Here is an 18,659-nt window from a genome sequence, read left to right as displayed (position 1 = left end):
CCCGCGCTTCCGTTCCCGCGCAGCCCGGTAACCCGCCCGGGGCTCCGCCTGCATCTCAATTTTGTTACCGCTAACATGAGCGATAACATACTCCGCGAAATGGATGCAAGCCGACTCGCGAAAAATATGTTAGCGCTAACGCAATTGCCCCAACCCACCTGGCAAGAGGCCGGCGCGGAACCAGGAAAGCTGCGCCTTGCGCGGCAACGCGGGTGCGGGCATCAAGTCTAGTAAAAGTGTGGGCGACGACGTCCATGCCATGGTGATCGAGGAGAGACTGTCGCCCCATGCCCAGGGAGAGCGTACCGACGAAAACGAGGGCTCCGCGTCGCCGCTCCGCCACGTCAGCCGTGACCATGGCTGATGTCGCGGCGGCCGCAGGCGTTTCGACCCAGACCGTTTCCCGCGCTCTGCGTGATCCGGCGAGCGTCAGCGGCGAGACGTTGCAGCGCATCGAGGAGGCCGTCCGCAACACGCATTACGTGCAGAATTTCGCGGCGAGCCATCTGGCATCCAACCGGAGCATGACCGTCGCTGCGATCATTCCGGCCATATCAACCTCGATCTTTGCCGAAACGATCCAGGGGCTGTCGGACGTCCTCCTGCCGGAAGGCTACCAGGTCTTCCTCGGCCACACCGACTATGTCGCCGCGCGGGAGGAAGCGCTCATCCGGAGTCTCAGCGGCCGACGGCCGGACGGCTTCTTCATCATCGGCACACAGCACACCCGCGACGCGACGCATATTCTCAAGCGGGCCGGCGTGCCCGTCGTCGAAAGCTGGGGCCTGACCTCGCGGCCGATTGACCTCGTGGTCGGCTTCTCCAACCACGCGGCCATGAAGACGGTGGTGAACCACCTCGCCGACCGCGGCTATCATCGGCTCACCTTTGCCGGCGTCATGAAGCCGGGCGACGATCGCGCCAAGGAACGCCGCAAGGGCTTCCTCGACGCTCACGGGGAACGGTTTCCCGGCGTCGAACCGCAGGTGGTGACGGTCGCCAGCAACTCGATGATCATGGCGACGGGCGCCGAGTTACTTGACCTTGTGCGCGCCACCTATCCCGAGACCGACGCCATCGTCTTCACCAGCGACGTGCTTGCCTCCGGCGCCGTGCTGCGCTGCAATGATCTGGGCGTTCGGGTTCCAGCCGATCTCGCCATCACAGGCTTCGGCAACTACGATATCGCGGGACATCTACGGCCGAGCCTGACGACCGTTGCCATTGCAAGCCGCAGGATCGGCATGCTCTCGGCCGAGCTGCTGCTCGCCAGGATGCAGAACAAGCCCGTCACAGAACGCGTGATTGACATCGGCTTTGAACTCTTGGTCCGCGACAGTTCATGACGACGGTGGAATGACGCCGGAGCGGCATTCCCATCGTCTGCCACGAAGGGCGCGGCGATCAATTGGCCGCGAAGCAATAGAACAGGCCGGCCCCGCCGGTCGTCTTCAAGGCATCCTGGCTACAGCCGCGTGAGGGATGCGATGAGTTCCAGGACTTTGCCGGCGGCTCCTCGTTGAGGCCCATGCGGTCGTGATGGCCGACCATCGCCGCGCCGTCGGCACCGCCCTTCGTCCAGTTGCCGCATGTCATGTCGTTGCCCGCGGGAAAGGCGGTACCATCCGGCTGGGAGCCCGTGAGCACGTCGTGGATGTTGGGCGTGTCGCCGCGCCCGTTCACGACCGTGCCCTTTTCCGTCAGGGCCGTCTGCTTGGTGAGGTTGTTGCCAGCGCCGTGAAGGTCAGCAACATCCTTAGCTACAACAACGCCCTTGACGTTCTGCCATGGTCCCCGGCCAATGCGATCGCGGGCATTGACGGCCGTGGCGCCGTTCGCGGCCTGGGTCGAGAGATAAGCGCGCCAGCTCTTCGCCCCTGCGCCAACGGCCTGGGCCAGCGTCTGGCACAGGCGGTCCGCGCCTTCGAGGCCGCCCAGATTGGCGCCCTGGCCGGAGCCGGCACTCGTCACGAAAAACGTCATATCCGCCTGCTGAGCTAGAGCAGTGGCTCCCAATGCGCCGACCAATAACCCGCAAGCCAATGCCGATGTTCTGATTACAAAGCCCATACCGCCCTCCCTCGTCGCGCTCGCGATCTTCGTCCGAGCCATGCAACTCGATTTAAACGGGAGAACGATCGTCCTGGTCCCATCACATTCTCTTGTGCGAGGCCTTGCTTCCAGATGATATTCCAGCTTGGACTTTGCCTTGCTGCGGCAAAGGCGGGATTCGCGCGCCCCGCATGCGGCAGGGCCGGGTTTCTCGGTGGGAGACTACCCAAGTTATCCCTCTTCTGGACTATGGACATAGGCAGCGCGACTCGGGGAGGCTTGGCATGCGGCAGCGCTTTATCGTGAGTGCGGTATTCATTGTGGCCAGTGTGGCGGGGGCCAAGGCGCAAACATGCGCGCAGAACTTCAGCGTCAGCGGCGTGCCGATGATGACGGCAATGACTTTCAAGACCTTCCAGGAATTCCCCAAACTGCGCGCCGACGTGGCCCTGAACCGGCTCGCCCAGGGCGTGGCGGCGGAGGGATTTCGCGGCGTCAAGGTCAACAAGGCGCTGAGCGCGATCGACGCGTTCCAGGAGACGTCGGGCTCCGGCCGCATCCAGACCTTGCGCGTCGTGGCACGCAAGCGCGGTTCCGGCACGCGCGTCGATGCAATCTTCGAAATCCAGGCCGGACAGGTCACCGACAACAGTGTGGTGCGTAAGGGACTGTGCGACATCGTCCAGTCGGCGATCGACTAGATGAAGCTGAGGGGCCGCGGCTCCCGGCCTTGCTATTCATGTACGGCCAGACCGAGCGGCGGCGGTGCACCCTTGGGCATGAGAATCTTCAGCCTGATTTCAGCGTCGGGTCGAGGCGATCACGGATCCAGTCGCCGAGGATCGAGATGGACATCGTCGTCAGAAATATCGCCATGCCGGGCAGGATGGCGATCCACCACGCCGTCATGAGATAGGCGCGGCCGGCGCCGAGCATCTGGCCGAGGCTCGTCAGCGGCGGGCGGATACCGAGCCCGAGGAAGCTCAGCGATGTCTCAAGCAGGATCACCTGCGGAAAGTTCAGGGTGAACTGGACGATCAGGACACTCAGGATGTTGGGCAGGATATGCCTGGCATAGACATGCCAAGGCGGCGCACCGAGCGCCACGACGGCCAGGGCAAAGCCCTGGGTGTTGGCTGATATGACGACGCCGCGCGTGAGGCGCGCGAAGACCTCCCAGCCGTAGAAGCCCATGATGACGATGAACAGCGCGAAGCTGCCGCCGAAGAGGGCGATCAGCGCCAGTGCGATCAGCATGAAGGGCAGCGAAGCCTGCACGTCGGCCATCATCATGATGGCTTCCTCCACCCAGCCGCGGAAATGCGCGGCGAGGAAGCCGAGCAGCGTGCCGATGACGGCGCCGATCGTCGTTCCACCCAGCGCGACCAGCACGCTGAAGCGGATGGCATAGATCAACCGGCTCAGGACGTCGCGCCCGAGTTCATCGGTCCCCAGCATGTGGGCCCAGGTGCCCCCGAGAAAAACCGGCGGCTTCAGGCGATTGATGAGCGACTGGGTCCGGTAGTCATAGGGCGCGAGCACGTCGGCGAACAGGAAGACGACGACGATCAGCGCCACGAAGACGAGCGAGGCCACGACGAGCGCGGGATAGCGCGCCTCCGCCTTGACGGGCGTCTCAACGCCGCGGCGCGTTGGCCAGAACAATGCCATATCGCCCTCCCCCTCAGCTCTCGGCCCGCGCCGCACGCATGCGGGGGTCGATGAGGGTGTAGATGACGTCGACGGCGAGATTGGCCAGGATCATCGTGATCGACACCATGATGAGGATGGCCTGCACCAGCGCGAAGTCACGCGAGGTCACGGCATTGACCAGGAGCCGCCCGACGCCGGGAACGGCGAAGACGGTCTCCACGATGATCGAGCCGGCGACGAGATCGCCGAGCTTCAGGCCAATGATGGTGATGATCGGGATGGCGGCATTGGGCAGCGCATGCCACAGCACCCGGCGCGGGCGCGGCACGCCCTTGGCGCGCGCGGCAACGACATATTGCTTGTTGAGCACCTCCAGCATCGCCGAACGCGTGAAGCGCGCGAAGGTCCCGGCAAAATGGGTGCCGAGGGTGACCGCCGGCAGGATGAGATGCCAGATGGTGGCGTCGCCGGAACTCGGCAGGAGCCGCCAGTGGAGTGAGAACAGGAGGATGAGCAGGATACCGAGAAAGAAGTTCGGCAGGCTGAAGCCGAGCACGGCAAAGCTCATCACGAAGCGGTCGATCGGCCGGTTGCGGTTGAGTGCAGCGACGATGCCGAGACCGATGCCGAGCAGGAGCCCGACGGAAAAGGCGAGGAGGCCGAGCCGCAGCGTATGCGGCAGGGCGGCGGCGATCAGCGATACGGCCGGCTGCTGATCCGACAGCGACAGGCCGAAATCCCCCTGCGCGATACTGCCGAGATAGGCGAGATATTGCTGCCATAGCGGCCGGTCGAGACCGAACTTCTCGCGATAATGGGCGATGACCTCGGGCGAGGCTTGGTCTCCCACCAGCGCATCGACCGGGTCTCCCGAGAGGTTCAGCGCGATGAAGGTGAACGTCACGATGATCCAGATGGTCAGGAGACCGCGGACGATTTTCGTGAGGTAGTGACGACCGAGCATCAGGTGGCTCCGGCGGCGGACGGTGCTGTCAGCAGCGTCGGATCGTTGACGAGCACGGCCTGTGGCGCCTTGGCGATGATTGTTGAGAGGGTTGCCCCGTCGATGTCGCCCGCGTCACGGCCGGTGCGGGGGCCCCCCGCCGTCACCCACACCGGCCGCCTAGCGAGGAGGCGCTCGGCCTCTTCGCCCCCCAAATCCCCTTCCCAGACGCGGAATGCGCGCGCACCGGCGCGTGCGAAGGCCTCGACATCCGCTTTCTCCGGCAGGAAAGCGAGAATGTTGACGCCCGGAATGAGACGGCTCGCCTCGGTTGCCTGGCGATGATCACGCACGCCGATCCAGACGCGATCACCGGCCCCGGCGCGCGACACCGTCGCGGCGATGGCATCGATGATGGCGAGATCCTGCGTCTTCACGTCGATCAGCGCCGGCCGCTGCGGGCAGATCGTCGCCAAAGCCTCCGCAAGGGTCGTGATCGCGCCCTGCGCAAGCGGCATGGCGAGGAGCACGTCGCTCGGGAGATCGGCGACCGCATCGTCGCGGCCTGCCAGACGCGCCAACGTCGGGTCATGGCAGGCGACGACGACGCCGTCGGCGGCAAGGCGGGCATCCGTCTCGACGATATCGGCGCCGGCCGCGATGGCGGCGCGATAGGCCTCAAGCGTGTTCTCGGGGTAACGCGCGGAATAGCCACGATGCGCGATGGCGAGCGGTCTGGTCACGACGGGAGCCTGGTCATGATGCGGTCCTGAAGTCTTCAGCGAAATGGCAGCGAACACGCCGGTCATCGACGGCGCGCAACTCCGGCTTCTCCGCAGAGCAGCGTGGCTGCGCATAGGGGCAGCGGGTGTGGAAATGGCAGCCGGACGGCGGATTGGCGGGCGACGGCGGATCGCCGACGAGCCGCGCCCTTGGTTCACCCTTGGCCACTGACAGGTCCGGAATGGCGGCCAGCAAGGCCATGGTGTAGGGGTGCAGCGGCTGCCGATAGAGCGGATCGGTCAAGCCCTCCTCGACGATCTGGCCGAGATACATCACCGCGACCCGGTGCGAGAGCTTCTTCACCACCCTGAGGTCGTGGGAGATAAAGAGATAGGCGATATCCAGTCGCTCCTGCAGGTCCTGAAGCAGGTCCGTCACGGTCGCCTGCACGGACACATCAAGCGCCGACACCGGTTCGTCACAGACGATCAGGCTCGGCCGCATGGCAAGCGCGCGGGCAATGACCACGCGTTGCGCCTGCCCGCCGCTGATCTGGTGAGGATAGCGATCCGCCAATTCGACGGGCAGCGCGACGGCCTGCATCAGCCTCGCCACCTCCTCGTCGCGACCGGCACGCGCGCCGATATCGTGGAGATCGAGCGGCTCGCGGATCTGACGGGCGATCGTCAGGCGCGGATCAAGCGCCGACTGCGGATTCTGGAAGATCATCTGCACATCGCGCCGCTGGCGTTGCCAGTCCTTCGGCGTCAGCCGCGTCAGATCCCTACCCTTGAAGGTGATCGTACCGCCGCTCGGCGTTTCGAGCCCGACGATCATGCGCCCCGTCGTGGACTTGCCGCAGCCGGATTCGCCGACAAGGCCGAGCGTCTCGCCCACCCGCAACGTCAGCGAGACATCCTCGACGGCACGAATGGTGCGCTCCCGCCGCAACAGCGCGTGCCGGCCGCCGAAATGGCGGCGCAGATGTGTGACCGTGAGCAGGGTGTCAGGCATCTCCCGCTCTTGCGAGCCGGTCCCTTGCGTCTTTGGCCCTTGCATCTGTGGCCCTTGCGTCTGTGGCCTTTGCGCGTCCGTCATCTGGCGCTCCGCTGGCGATAGACCGGCGCGGCCACATCGAGGCGCGGCATCGCGGCAAGCAGGGTCTGCGTATAGGGCGCCTCCGGTGCGCTGAGCACCCGCGCGGCCGGCCCCGTCTCCACCACGCGCCCGTGACGCATCACGACCACCGTGTCGGCCATTTCGGCGACCACGCCGAGGTCGTGGGTGATGAACAGGATCGCCATGCCAAGCTCGGCCTTGAGACGGTTCAGGAGGTCCAGGATCTGCGCCTGGATCGTGACATCGAGGGCCGTCGTCGGCTCGTCGGCGATGAGCAGTTGCGGCTCGCAGGCCAAAGCCATCGCAATCATGATGCGCTGCGCCATGCCGCCGGAAAACTGGTGGACATAGGAGGCAAGCCGCTGCTCCGGTTCCGGGATACCGACCATGGCGAGAAGATCCAGCGCCCGCTTCTGGCGCTGGAGTTCGGAAAGGTCGGTGTGCAGGCGCAAGGTCTCGCGCAGCTGCGCCCCGACCGTGTGGAGCGGGTTGAGCGACCCCAGCGGATCCTGAAAGACCATGCCGATGCCGCGCCCGCGGATGCGCTCCAGCGTGGCCTCGTCGGCCGCCGCAAGATCCATCCCCGCGAACAGGATGCGCCCGCCGGTACGGCGGCCGTTGCGCGGCACAAGGCCGAGAATGGCCTGGCAGGTCACGCTCTTGCCGCTGCCGCTTTCGCCGACGACGCAGGTGGTGCGGCCTTGCTCCACGCGGAAGGAGACCGCGTGGAGGACGTCGGCATAGCCCCGCGCCGTGCGGAAGCCGACGGTCAGATCCTCGACCGCGAGGAGGGTGTTCTTGCCCTCCCCCGGTTCCGCAATGGTCATGCCGGTCACTTCGCGGCGATCGAGAAGTTCGACGGGCGGAAGTCCATGTAATACTGGCTATAGGGTGTCCAGTTGATCGTCTTCTTCATGGCATAGCCCGTGACCGGATTGTAAAGCATGGTCATCGGCATGTCGTCCTGGAACGCCGTCAGCAGCCTGGCGAAAATGGCCTTGCGCTTGGCCTCGTCGCTTTCGGCCTGCAACTCGCGCGCCGCGGTGTTGAAGGCCTCGCTCGCCCCGTAGAACTTCCAGCCCGTCTGGTTCTCGGTGTCGGGCCCCCAGAGCGCGAGGATCGAGCCCGTCGGGTCAGGGACGCGGTAGGTGTTCGACCAGGCGAAGACCTGGGCGCCGGGCTTGCGCACCTCGTTGAAGCTTTCGACGAAATCGATCCGGGCATTGATGCCTACGGCGCGCCACATCTCCTGGATGATCTGCGCCGCCTCGACATTATAGAGATAGTAATTCGGAATCAGGCGGTAGGAAATTTCCTGACCCTTGTAGCCACTTTCAGCTACGAGCTTCTTGGCAAGTTCAGGGTTGTAGTCGTAGCCCGGGTTGTCCTTGACATACATCGCTCCGAAGCTCGGAAGCTGATGGCCGTTCGGCGCGTAGGTCTCGCCCTTCCACAGCGCGTCGATCAGCGCCTTGCGGTCGATGGCAAGGCTCATCGCATGGCGCAGCTTCTTGTCCGCAAGCACGGGATCGTTCGTGTTGAACTGAAGTACGTGGCTGTTTTCCAGCGGCTCGGTCTTCAGCACGATGTCATTGTACTTCTTGAGGCTCTCCCACTGATCCGGCGGGATCTCGACGGCAATGTCGAAATCCCCGGCAACGAGCCCGGCGACGCGCGCTGCGACTTCGGGCACAGAGCGGAAGGTGATCGACTTCGCGGCGGGGGCACCCTCGTAATACTCATCAAAGGCGACGAGCTTGATGCGATCGTTTCTCTGATATTCGGAGAACTTATAGGGACCGGTGCCGACCGGTTTCCAACGCAGAGCCTTCGCGGCCTCGTCCATCCAGACCTTGGCCGCGACGCCGTCCTTCTTGAAGGCGTTCCATGGCTCGTCGCAAATGACGAAGGACATGTAGCTCGACAGACGATGCGCCATGATCGGATCGTGCTGGGCGACAGTAAATCGCACCGTAAAGTCGTCGAGCTTATCGACGCCGGTCAAATTTCCGAAGTAAACGCGGCCGTCGGGATAGTAGGGCTTTTCTCCCCATAGGCGGTCCGGCGAGAAGGTCGCCAGTACGTCATTGGCGTTGAAGGGGCTGCCGTCGTGGCATTTGACACCCTGCCTGAGCTTGACGTCGAAGGTCGTCGGCGTGGTCCAGGACCAGCTCTCCGCCAGGCCCGGCACGAGCTTCGCGCCGCCATCGGCCGTCGGATGGGCGAAATCACGCCGGATCAGCGTATCGAAGATCGAGTAATAGACGCGCACGTCGACATTGCCGGTGCGCTCGCCGGGGTCGAGTGCGCGCGCCAGCTCATTGACCGCGACGGTCACGTCGGGCCGGTCGGCCGCCGTCGCCGACAGGCTTGGCAGCACAACGAGGACAGCCGCAAGAGCAGCCCATGATGTCGTTACGGAGAGCCTCGAGTTCATCTTCATTCCTCCCAGTCAATCGCCCCTCTCGCGAGGCTTTTTGAATACGCGGGCGACGCCGATTACACGGCACGCTTAATCAGGTCTTTCCCGGAACATGCGCTGCAACATATCGACCTTCGCAAGCTTCGCGAGCGAGCGACCGTGATCCGTCCGCGACAATTCGAGGATCAGCGTGTTGCAGATCGCCATCGGCACCGAGAGCGAATGGAACTCGCCCTCGTTGCCGCGGGCCGCGACGAGCTTGGTGTCGCAGGCCGGCATGCCCGCGTGGCGATCCGTCACGAGAAGCGTGGTCGCGCCCACGCTCTTGGCATAGTTCACGACCCGCGACGCGCCGGGGCTCGCGTGCCGGAAGACGAAGGCGACGACAATGTCCTCAGCGGTCAGGCTCAAGAGCGCATCCGCAGCCTGCCAGTCGGCGTGGCCAACATGGCGCGCCTCATAGCCGGAGCGCACCAGCCTGCGCACGAAAATCTCGGCGAGACTGCTGGCATGCCCCTCTCCAAAGGCCAGAATACTGTCGGCATCGCGCAGCATCCCGGCCGCATGGACGATATCGGCATCGGACACCTGAGACGGTAGCGCGGCCAATGCGCTGATCTCGCCCTCGACCACCGAGGCGAGCAGCGAGTGGCCCTCCGCGCGCTTCAAACGCCGACGCACGCGCACCGAGGCGTCGAGATCCGCCAGGATCGTATCCTGCAATGCGCCGCGCATGTCGCGATAGGAGGAAAAACCGAGCTTGCGGGCGAGCCGGCCCGCCGTCGAGGCATGGACCCCGGCCTTGCGTGCAACCAGATGCGCCGGCAGAAAGCTGCCCGCGGCCTTGTCGGCCAGCAGGACATCGACCAGCCGCCGGTCTGCCTCCGACAACTTGCCCTGCTGCGCAGCGATGATCTCTGTCAGGCTCATACGCCCTCCCTTGATCATGACGGTAGACGAAGTGCCGCGCGCCATGCAAGTTTTATTGCGCTCAATCCAGCAACGCAATAAAACTTGCACAAACCCGTGATAGGGCGGGTGACATCGAGATTGGCCCATAGCCTCGGGAACCGAATTCCATGACAGAGATCGCCTCGCACCGCGGTGGTGCGCAATGCTGGCCCGAGAACAGCCGCCTCGCCTTTCGCCAGTCGTCCGGCCTGCCGGTCGAATTCGTCGAGTTCGACATTCACCGCAGCAGTGACGGCGTGCTCCTGGTGCACCACGACGCCACTCTCGGCCGCACGGCTGAGGGTGACGGCGCGATCGCCGATCTCGCGTGGAACACACTCAACAGGGTCCGCCTCATCGGCACCGACGGCGAGACCATCCCTTCCCTCGGTGAGGTCCTCGACATCCTCGGCCCGAGCCCGCTCAAGCTCCGCGTCGAACTGAAGAACCGCGCCGACGGAAGCCGTTATCCCGGTCTCGAAGGCGAGGTGGTGGCGGAGCTTTCCGCGCGCGGCCTTTTGGACCGCACGACCTTTACGTCCTTCGACCTCGAGACGCTGGTGGAACTGGCGCGCCTTGCCCCCGGACGGCCGCTGATCTTTCTCGTCAAGGAATCGTATTTCACCACCCACGGCCGCGACATCCGTGCCCTCGCACGCAAGGTTCGCGCCGCCGGCATCGGCGAACTCGCGCTGCGCGTCTCCCAAATGGCGGACGACGATCTGGCGATCTGTGAAGAGGAAGGCGTGCGCTTCGGTGTCTTCGCGGCCCATGACGAGGCGGCCATCAGCCGCGCCTTCGCCGCTGGCGTCTCGGCTTTCACCACCGACCGGCCGGATCTGGCGATCACCCTCAGACCACAGGCTTGACCGCCGGCGACGCTTCCGGCACCAAGCGTCGATGGATGACAACAGGCGCTTGCACGCGGAACCCGCGCTCCGGACTCTGTGAAATGGCGATCGAACTCGACCTGCGTGGCCTGAAATGCCCCCTGCCCGTGCTGCATACGCGCAAAGCCCTGCAGGCGGCTGATCCCGGCACGCGGATCGTGGTGTCCTGCACCGATCCGATGGCCGCGATCGACATTCCCCATCTCCTGCAACAACGTGGCGATCGCCTGGTGTCGCAGGAGCGCCGGGACAACGTGCTCGTGTTCACCATCGAGCGCGCTACTTCCACCTGAAAAACCCACGTGGCGCGGGAACGAAACGGCCCCTATCCGGCACCGGCTGAAAGCCGCTCGGCCGCGTCACGATCGGCAGGCGTATTGATGTTGAAGAACGGGTCGAGCGGTTCGGACGGCCATTCAACCACGGCGATCCGATAGCGATCGGTGAAACCGGCCACGGCGCGAATCCCTTCGGTCGCCACAGCCTCATACAGGGCCGCCGCAAGCGCGACCGGCCACAGCGCCGCCGTATGGTGCCTGCGGCCTCCCGAAGCGGCACAGGCGAGATCCGCGCCGGCCTCGGCACGCTCATGATGCAGCCTGGCCACCAGATCGCGCGGCAGGAAGGGCGTGTCGACGGCACTGCTCACCATCCACGCCACGTCGGGATGGGCGGTCGCGCACCACGAGAGCCCCGCGAGGATGCCCGCAAGCGGCCCGGCCTGCCCCGGGATGGGGTCTTGCACGATGGGATGGCCGAGGCCTGCGAATGGCCTTGTGTCGTTGCCGGCATTGATGGCGACCTCGACACATTGCGGGACGAGGCGCTTGAGGACATGCGCGACCAGGGGCTTGCCGGCAATCGCCAGCGTTGCCTTGTCGGTGCCCATGCGGCGGCTCGCGCCACCTGCCAGCACAAGGCCCACCGTCGGGGGCGTTGTCGGCGGGATCATCCTGTGGAGCCGCTGGGAAGCGAGGCGCCGGATGGGCGCTCGACCTGATCAAGGCTCCAGGCCAGGAGCGCCTCGACAAGAGCCGCGCGCGCGCCCGCTGCCGCCGGAACATCGCCGGCATTGTGCCAGGGACTGCCGAGGAAAGCCTCCCAGTCTGCTAGCCGGCTTGCCGGAACGGAGGTGACCAGAGGAATGCCGTGCGACAAGGCCGTGATGAATTCCGCGCGCAGCCCCCCACCATCGACTTCGGCCTTGCCGAATTTGGAGAGAATGGCGAAGCTGGCCTTCGGCAGGGACTGCGCGGCCAGTGCCGCCGCTTCCGCGAGCCCCTGGCTGTCCAGGCGACAACCGGCGGCCGCCGCGCCGCGCGACTGCGAGATGCCTATCAAACGCCCGCTCGCCAGGTCCTCCGCGACCATCTGTGTCGGCTCCAGCGAAGGCTCCTGCGCCGGCCCGCCCCCGCGATTGTGCTGGATGAGCCCCGCGATAGCGACGCCCCGTTCACGCAGGCGCGATGCCAGCGCGGCGAGGATCTCATCCGCCGCGCCGCGTGCGTCATAGACGATCGCCGCGACCCGGAAGCCGTCCCGCGTCGCTTCATTCATTGCCGACAATTCTCCGCCCGTAAGCCGCCCATCGTTGGCAAACCTATCGTCAACCGCTCGATGAGGCCATCGGACGTTTTGTCAGGCCGCGGCTGCGCCGTTCGCCGTCACGGTCTGGATGACCTCGAAGCCTTCGAACTGCGGATGGCCGATGTAAATTGCGCCGCTCGAACCGGCCCCCTTATGGGCGAGACGGAAGGCCTCCGACTTCGTCCAGGCCTCGAAGTCAGCCTTCGTGCGCCAGATGGTGTGCGAGGAGTAGAGCACGTGATCCTCGCTGCGCGGGCCGCGGAGAAGATGGAACTCTACGAAGCCCGGCAGATCTTCAAGATGCGTCTCGCGCGAAAGCCAGACGTTTTCAAATGCGTCCTCGGATCCGAGAGCGACCTTGAAGCGGTTCATTGCGATAAACATGTCTCACGTCCCTTGCTGATTAAAGGCCTTCGCCGCTAAAGCAATTCCGGTGAAATCCGGCTCACCGGAACTACCCTAAATATTTGTTTTTACGCAGTTTCTTGACGCGAACCGGTTTCCGCCTCGCTTGAAAATGCTTTCGAGCATGGCAGATCAACCGGTGGAGGTCACCAGGTGGAGGGGCGATCTCCCCCACCCGTGATCCCGGTTCGCGCTATTTGCTGGCGAAGCGTACCGTCAGCGCGAACTTGGCGGTCAGGCCGGCGCTCGCCTCGGAATTCAGGTACTGGGTGTACTGGCGATCGAACAGGTTCTGGATGACCACGTCGCCGCGAATGTCGTCGTTGTACTGGTAGGAGGCGAAGAGATCGACGAGGCCGTAGCCGGCTTCCGGGTTGGTCACCGTCTTCTTCGTGCTGTCCACCAGCGTCAGGCGTCCGCCGACCGTCAGCTTGTCGTCGAGGAAGCGGAAGCCCAGCGTCGAGGAGACCCGGTTCGGGGAAACCGTATTGAGCGGACCGCCGGTCACCTCGTTCTTGCCGTTGAGAACCGTGCCGGCCACCGTCATGAAGCCCCACTTCCAGTCGTAGGCGGCCTCGACCTCGACACCGGTGATCTTGGCCTGGGCGATATTGACATACTGGTACGAGTATATCGACATGCAGTACTGCGGCGCCCGTGCGCAGACACTCGCCGGCATGCCGGGAATGTAGGGCACCAGATAGGGGCTGCCGACCTCCTCCATGTCGATGTAGTCGTCGATCTTGTTGCGGAAGACGTTGGCCTTGGCCCGGAAGGTGTCGCCGTCCTTCAGGACGTCGTTGTACTTGACGTTCACGCCCGCTTCGATGTTCCGCGCCACTTCCGGCTTGAGGTTCGGATTGGGCAGGATGTTGAAGGCCGGGAAAGGGTGAGTGCCGGCAATCAGCGTCTCGGTGATCGACGGGGCCCGGTAGCCTTCGGCATAGGTGCCGTAGAGCTCGATGCCCTTGACCGGCGTGACGCCGACCGTGACCTTCGGCGACCAGCGGCTGCCGTCGGATTCATAGCCGCCGCCGTCCAGCTTGTAATTGTCGTAGCGCAAGGCGCCGAGCACCCGGAGCCAGTTGTTGTATTTCACCTCGTCCTGAATGAAGCCGCCGGAGAGACGGCGATTGCCGGAGGGCGTCAGCGCGCCGACATAGCCGCCGGCGTTGTCGACCGTCTTCACCCGGTCCCAGGAACTGTCGAAGCCGTAGGTCAGCGCATGATCGACCGGGCCCGTCGAGAAGCGCGACGTGTTGTTGACGTCGAAGCCAAGGGTACGGATGCGGTCGGAGAGCCTGTCGCCCGCCTCCACCCCCAGCGCGGAATAGGTCGTGTTCGGCGCAATGGTGGTCTGCTGAAGCTTCGTCTCGGTATAATAGCCCTTGATGCTGAGATCGAGCCACGGCACATCGGGGCGGCTGAAGGTATAGCCGAGCGTATAGGTCCCGGTCTCGACCTCGTTGCTCCAGCGTGTGCCGGCGCCACTGGTGCCGTTGTTGTCGTAATCATAGTTCTGCCGCATGGCCGTGGCGCTGATCTGGTGGCCATCGGCGGGACGGATATTGAACTTCACGAGACCCGCAACCAGCTCGCTGCCGGTGTCGGGGATCTTGTCGCCGTTGCCGTCCTTGTAGGAATTGGTGTTGCGATAGACGAACTGGCCGAACAGATCGGCATTCGTTCCGAGGCGGACCGCCCCGGACGTGCTGTTGAGAAAGCCCGCGCCGTTCGTGCCGAAGCCGATCTTCTGCTCCATCCCGAACTTCTCGTCGGGCTTGAGGATGTCATTGATGGTGCGTGTCTGGAACGCCGCGACGCCGCCGATGGCGCCCGAACCGTAGATCGTCGAGACCGGGCCGCGCACCACGTCGATCTGTCCGATGAGTTCGGGATCCAGATAGAACGTGCCGTTCGCGTTATGGCCGGAAATCTGGAAGTTCTGCCGCGCCCCGTCGACCAGCACGTTGACGCGGCCGAAATCCTGCAGACCGCGGATGTTGATCGACTGGCCGGGATCGTTGACCGCCATGGGTGCCACGACGCCGGGGACACCGATGAGCGCGTCGGAGACCGTGGACGCCTGGAAGCGGTCCATGTCGGCGCGCGTCACGACGCTGGCGCCGGCCAGCGTGTCGACCACCGTCTCCTCGGTCTTGGTGGCGGTGATGGTGATCGCATCGAGCGTCACCACGTCCATTGCCTCAGTCATGGCCGGCTGCGGCTGATTCGCGGGCGCTTGCGCCTCAGCCTGCGCCGCCATCATGGCTGAAAGGGATATAAAGGCCAAAGCCTGCAGCCTCATCGCACGAAACATCGCAACGTCCTTGAAAAACGTGTTGAATGTGCTGGCTGGCGAGGTCCCAAAAAGGCGGACCTGGAGGCTGGCTGGCGTCAGAACGTCGAATGCCTGATGCATGCGACGTTTGCGTTTCGTAAATACCTATTTTAGAGGTGTCAATATTGGCGTTCGACCTAGTTTAAGCTTCTTCTAAACTAGCACTTTAACGTCGCCCGACTTTACTTTCACATTTGAACAGTTCAAAATCATGACAAGTCCGCACGACACCTCTCCGCCGGCGCCGCCGGCCTCCGCAAGACGCCCCGCGGAAGAGCCGACCGTGAACGCCCAACAGCTCTTCGGCGACAAGCGCGAGCTGGTTATCGTGCACAACGGCGAACGCTATCGCCTGCGCATCACAGCCAATGACAAACTGATCCTGACGAAATGACAGATATCATCGCTCCGCCGTTGTCCCGACGGTCCCTGCTGCACGTTACCGGTCTGTCCGCGCTGTTCATCGCCCTCCGGCCGATGGCCTTGCTTGCCCAGGACGCGTCGCCACAACGCATTGTCGCCGTCGGCGGCGCCGTGACGGAAACTCTCTATGCGCTCGGCGCCGAGGGGCGGATCGTCGGGATCGACACCACGAGCCTCTATCCGCCGTCCGCGCTGAAAGACAAACCCAACGTCGGCTATATGCGCCAGTTGTCCGCCGAGGGCGTGCTGTCGCTGTCACCCGATAGCGTGCTCGTCTCGGCCGGGTCCGGGCCGCCGGCGGCCCTCAAGCTCCTGGAGGAAGCCGGCGTTCGCCTGGTGACGATTCCCGACACGCCGACGGCGGCCGGAATCATCGAGAAGATCCACGCCATTGGCCGGGCCACCGGCAGCGAGGCAGCGGCCGCCCGGCTGGCGAGCGATGTCGAGACGCGCTTTGCGGCCGTGGCCAAGGCCCGGGAAACGGTGACCAAGCCCGTCAAGGCGCTCTTCGTCCTCGCGATGCAGAACGGCCGGCCGCTCATCGCCGGCACAGGCACGGCAGCCGACGGCATGATCGCCCTGGCCGGGGCCACGAATGTCGGCGCCGGCTTCAGCGGCTACAAGGCGATGACCGACGAGGCCATCATCACCGCCGCCCCGGACGTCGTCGTCATGATGGCGCGCGAGGGTCTGCACGCAGACCCGGATACGGTTTTCGCCAATGCGGCACTGTCTGCGACGCCCGCCGGCGCTGCGCGGCGCCTCGTCACGGCCGATGGTCACTGGCTCCTCGGCTTCGGCCCGCGCACACCCGAAGCGGTTGCCTATCTGATGCAGGCCTTCTATCCGGACCTGCCGGCGGTGAAGGCTCTCTCCGCGAGCGAGCATCTGCCCGCCGCGGCCGGCCGATAATCCCACATCTGGGCAACGGCGGGGACAACGGCGGGGGGTAACGGCGGGCGGGCGGATGCCAGCGTGCTTCCGCATCGCGACGCGAGGTGAATGGCGTGACGATGGATTCCAGGCCGATGGGTGCATCGCCGGCGCGGGCTGCTACGGCCGGCGTGGGCGTGACGCTGGCTGCCGCATTGCAGCGGCGGCGCAGACGAACGGCGTTCGTGTTTGGCCTGCTCATGCTCATTGTCGCGGCCACCAGCGTGCTGTCGCTCGGCCTCGGTGCCGTCCCCATTCCACCCGGCAGAACCCTTGCCGCCCTCTGGACCTCCGTGACAGGCCTGCCCGTCGATGCGGACGCCGCACGCGACAGCCTGGTCATCCTCAATATCCGCCTCCCACGCACCTTGCTTGGCCTGATAGTCGGCGCGACGCTCGCGGTCTCCGGGGCCTTGATGCAGGGGCTGTTCCGCAATCCGCTCGCCGATCCCGGCCTCGTCGGCGTCTCAAGCGGAGCGGCGCTGGCGGCAGCCACCGTCATCGTGCTCGGCGAACGCCTGTTGCCGTATCTGCCCTTTGCTGTCCTGCCCTTTGCTGCCCTGCCGATCGCCGCCTTCTTCGGCGGCCTGCTGTTCACGTCGGTGCTCTATGGGCTCTCATCCGGCTCGGGGCGGACGTCGATCGCCACACTCCTGCTCGCGGGCGTCGCCCTCGGCGCCATGGCGGGCGCCATTACGGGGCTTCTCACCTTTATGAGCAACGACCAGCAGTTGCGTGATCTCACCTTCTGGTCGCTCGGGAGCCTCGGCGGCGCCACCTGGACGAAGGTTGCGACGATCCTGCCGGCCTTCATCCCGATGGCCATCGCGCTGTCCTTCCTCGGACGCAGCCTCAACGCCCTGTCGCTCGGCGAGGCCGAGGCCTTCCACCTTGGCCTGCCGGTGGAACGCATCAAGCGCATTGTGATCGTCGTCGTGGCGCTCGCCGTCGGCGCTGCGGTCGCCGCCGCCGGCGTCATCGGCTTCGTCGGCATCGTCGTGCCGCATCTCCTGCGGCTTGCCATCGGCGCGAACCACAAGGTCCTTCTGCCCGCGAGCGCCCTGCTGGGCGCGGCACTGCTCCTCGGATCCGACATTCTCGCCCGCCTGATCGTCGCCCCCGCGGAACTCCCCATCGGCATTCTGACGGCGGCCATCGGCGCGCCCTTCTTTCTGTGGCTCCTGCTTGCGCGCAGGAGAATGGTCACATGATCCCGCTCGTCGAAGCCCGCGGCATTGGCTTCGCGACCCGCCGCACCACCATCCTGGACGATATTTCGCTTGTGCTGCCGCCGGGACGCATCACCGTCGTGCTCGGCCCGAACGGCGCAGGCAAGTCCACGCTTCTGCGCCTGCTTGTCGGGGAACTCGCGCCGACATCGGGCAGCATCGCCTACAGCGGCGTCCCCCTGCGCGACCTGCCGCACTGGCAGCTCGCCGCCAAGCGGGCGGTGCTGCCGCAATCGGGAACCCTCGCCTTTCCCTTCACGGTCTACGAGGTCGTCGCGCTCGGCCTCGATGGCGCCGGCAGCCCTGTTGCCGGTCGTTCCGCCCAGGCCAGAATCGCCACGGCCCTGGAACAGGCCGACGTGGCCCATCTGGCCGAACGGCAGTTTCCCACCTTGTCCGGCGGCGAGCAGCAGCGCGTGCAGTTCGCGCGCGTATTGTGCCAGCTCGCGGCCGGGCGCATTCACGAGCCCCGCCAGGTGCTGTTTCTCGACGAACCGGTGTCGGGCCTTGATCTCGAACACCAGATCGCCGTCCTCGAGACGGCGCGGCGTCTCGCCACCGAAGGCGCGGCGGTCTTCGCCATCCTGCACGACCTCAATCTGGCGGCCGCCTATGCGGATGAGCTGATCGTGCTTAAGTCCGGTCGCCAGGTCGCACACGGACCCCCTGCTGAGGTGCTGACGGATCGTCTGCTGGCCGAGACGTTTGGCGTTCGCCTCGCCATTCGCGCCATCCCCGCGGCGCCGATGCCCTTTGTTCTGCCACAAGCGCGGCAAAGCGCCCCCTGACGGCGATCGGCGGCGAATCGCCGCCCGGTCGGGCTCGCGCCGGAGAAGGCGATATGCGCCCGCCTTATCCTCGACGCATTCTCGGACCAGAGAGGGGCCGAGCTTGAGATGCGGCCCCGGGGGTGAACGCCGGAGTGAACATCCCGATGAAATCACCCTGGGTATTGAAATACCTTTTAGGTAATTAAATACCGTAACTT

20 protein-coding genes are annotated in these 18,659 nt (G+C 65.1%); 8 read left to right on the top strand and 12 right to left on the bottom strand.

Features of this window, described 5'->3' with window-relative positions; translation table 11 throughout:
• The first annotated feature begins 356 nt into the window (after positions 1-356).
• The gene (locus tag C7450_RS17105) at positions 357-1,346 is read left to right on the top strand and encodes a LacI family DNA-binding transcriptional regulator (RefSeq protein ID WP_245449857.1); all 990 of its coding nucleotides are present in this window, start codon (positions 357-359) and stop codon (positions 1,344-1,346) included.
• A gap of 58 nt (positions 1,347-1,404) precedes the next feature.
• Here the strand turns inward: C7450_RS17105 and C7450_RS17100 are convergent, their stop codons facing one another.
• Positions 1,405-2,070, bottom strand: coding sequence for a hypothetical protein (locus C7450_RS17100; protein WP_110375678.1), 666 nt, complete (start codon positions 2,068-2,070; stop codon positions 1,405-1,407).
• Positions 2,071-2,336: 266 nt separating this feature from the next.
• Here C7450_RS17100 and C7450_RS17095 point away from each other — a divergent pair, with 266 nt between their 5' ends.
• The gene (locus tag C7450_RS17095; protein ID WP_110375677.1) at positions 2,337-2,753 is read left to right on the top strand and encodes a hypothetical protein; all 417 of its coding nucleotides are present in this window, start codon (positions 2,337-2,339) and stop codon (positions 2,751-2,753) included.
• Between the two features lie 88 nt (positions 2,754-2,841).
• On the opposite strand, the gene C7450_RS17090 is transcribed toward C7450_RS17095, so the two are convergent.
• From C7450_RS17090 to C7450_RS17060, 7 genes are all read right to left on the bottom strand, one after another.
• Entirely contained in the window at positions 2,842-3,723 is an 882-nt protein-coding gene (locus C7450_RS17090; protein WP_110375676.1) for an ABC transporter permease, read from the bottom strand.
• Positions 3,724-3,736: 13 nt separating this feature from the next.
• Entirely contained in the window at positions 3,737-4,669 is a 933-nt protein-coding gene (locus C7450_RS17085; protein ID WP_110375675.1) for an ABC transporter permease, read from the bottom strand.
• The gene (locus C7450_RS17080) at positions 4,669-5,391 is read right to left on the bottom strand and encodes a glycerophosphodiester phosphodiesterase (RefSeq protein WP_170147284.1); all 723 of its coding nucleotides are present in this window, start codon (positions 5,389-5,391) and stop codon (positions 4,669-4,671) included. The genes C7450_RS17085 and C7450_RS17080 overlap by 1 nt, the downstream gene beginning before the upstream one ends.
• A gap of 13 nt (positions 5,392-5,404) precedes the next feature.
• Positions 5,405-6,385, bottom strand: coding sequence for an ABC transporter ATP-binding protein (locus tag C7450_RS17075; protein ID WP_110375673.1), 981 nt, complete (start codon positions 6,383-6,385; stop codon positions 5,405-5,407).
• Between the two features lie 80 nt (positions 6,386-6,465).
• A complete protein-coding gene (locus C7450_RS17070) occupies positions 6,466-7,317 on the bottom strand; it encodes an ATP-binding cassette domain-containing protein (RefSeq protein ID WP_110375672.1) in 852 nt (283 codons plus the stop codon).
• A gap of 5 nt (positions 7,318-7,322) precedes the next feature.
• Positions 7,323-8,927, bottom strand: coding sequence for an ABC transporter substrate-binding protein (locus C7450_RS17065; RefSeq protein WP_170147283.1), 1,605 nt, complete (start codon positions 8,925-8,927; stop codon positions 7,323-7,325).
• Positions 8,928-9,002: 75 nt separating this feature from the next.
• The gene (locus C7450_RS17060; protein ID WP_170147282.1) at positions 9,003-9,842 is read right to left on the bottom strand and encodes a MurR/RpiR family transcriptional regulator; all 840 of its coding nucleotides are present in this window, start codon (positions 9,840-9,842) and stop codon (positions 9,003-9,005) included.
• 149 nt (positions 9,843-9,991) lie between these two features.
• On the opposite strand from C7450_RS17060, the gene C7450_RS17055 reads away from it, so the two are divergent.
• On the top strand, positions 9,992-10,732 hold the full coding sequence (locus C7450_RS17055) for a glycerophosphodiester phosphodiesterase family protein (RefSeq protein ID WP_110375669.1): 741 nt from the start codon (positions 9,992-9,994) through the stop codon (positions 10,730-10,732).
• 83 nt (positions 10,733-10,815) lie between these two features.
• Positions 10,816-11,046 (top strand): sulfurtransferase TusA family protein, encoded by a 231-nt coding sequence (locus C7450_RS17050; protein ID WP_110375668.1) that lies wholly within the window; start codon positions 10,816-10,818, stop codon positions 11,044-11,046.
• A 32-nt stretch (positions 11,047-11,078) separates the two neighbouring features.
• Here C7450_RS17050 and mobA read toward each other — a convergent pair whose 3' ends face one another.
• The 4 genes from mobA to C7450_RS17030 form a co-directional block, all read right to left on the bottom strand.
• Entirely contained in the window at positions 11,079-11,705 is a 627-nt protein-coding gene (mobA, locus tag C7450_RS17045) for a molybdenum cofactor guanylyltransferase MobA (RefSeq protein WP_110375667.1), read from the bottom strand.
• Entirely contained in the window at positions 11,702-12,310 is a 609-nt protein-coding gene (locus tag C7450_RS17040; protein WP_110375666.1) for a DUF2478 domain-containing protein, read from the bottom strand. The genes mobA and C7450_RS17040 overlap by 4 nt, the downstream gene beginning before the upstream one ends.
• A gap of 81 nt (positions 12,311-12,391) precedes the next feature.
• Positions 12,392-12,724 (bottom strand): heme-degrading protein HmuQ, encoded by a 333-nt coding sequence (gene hmuQ, locus C7450_RS17035; protein ID WP_110375665.1) that lies wholly within the window; start codon positions 12,722-12,724, stop codon positions 12,392-12,394.
• Positions 12,725-12,938: 214 nt separating this feature from the next.
• Positions 12,939-14,960, bottom strand: coding sequence for a TonB-dependent hemoglobin/transferrin/lactoferrin family receptor (locus tag C7450_RS17030; RefSeq protein WP_245449855.1), 2,022 nt, complete (start codon positions 14,958-14,960; stop codon positions 12,939-12,941).
• 409 nt (positions 14,961-15,369) lie between these two features.
• Between C7450_RS17030 and hemP the strand changes: the two genes are divergently transcribed.
• The 4 genes from hemP (at position 15,370) to C7450_RS17010 (ending at position 18,459) form a co-directional block, all read left to right on the top strand.
• Positions 15,370-15,480, top strand: coding sequence for a hemin uptake protein HemP (gene hemP / locus C7450_RS34600; RefSeq protein WP_245449853.1), 111 nt, complete (start codon positions 15,370-15,372; stop codon positions 15,478-15,480).
• The gene (locus C7450_RS17020) at positions 15,477-16,421 is read left to right on the top strand and encodes a heme/hemin ABC transporter substrate-binding protein (RefSeq protein WP_110375663.1); all 945 of its coding nucleotides are present in this window, start codon (positions 15,477-15,479) and stop codon (positions 16,419-16,421) included. The genes hemP and C7450_RS17020 overlap by 4 nt, the downstream gene beginning before the upstream one ends.
• Before the next feature lie 116 nt (positions 16,422-16,537).
• The gene (locus tag C7450_RS17015) at positions 16,538-17,653 is read left to right on the top strand and encodes a FecCD family ABC transporter permease (protein ID WP_210206474.1); all 1,116 of its coding nucleotides are present in this window, start codon (positions 16,538-16,540) and stop codon (positions 17,651-17,653) included.
• Positions 17,650-18,459: a heme ABC transporter ATP-binding protein gene (locus tag C7450_RS17010; protein WP_110375661.1), complete on the top strand. Its 810-nt coding sequence runs from the start codon at positions 17,650-17,652 to the stop codon at positions 18,457-18,459. The genes C7450_RS17015 and C7450_RS17010 overlap by 4 nt, the downstream gene beginning before the upstream one ends.
• Positions 18,460-18,659 lie beyond the last annotated feature (200 nt).

It is taken from the genome of Chelatococcus asaccharovorans, from assembly GCF_003201475.1.
Lineage (GTDB): Bacteria > Pseudomonadota > Alphaproteobacteria > Rhizobiales > Beijerinckiaceae > Chelatococcus > Chelatococcus asaccharovorans.
This window is presented reverse-complemented; position numbering and strand designations above follow the sequence as displayed.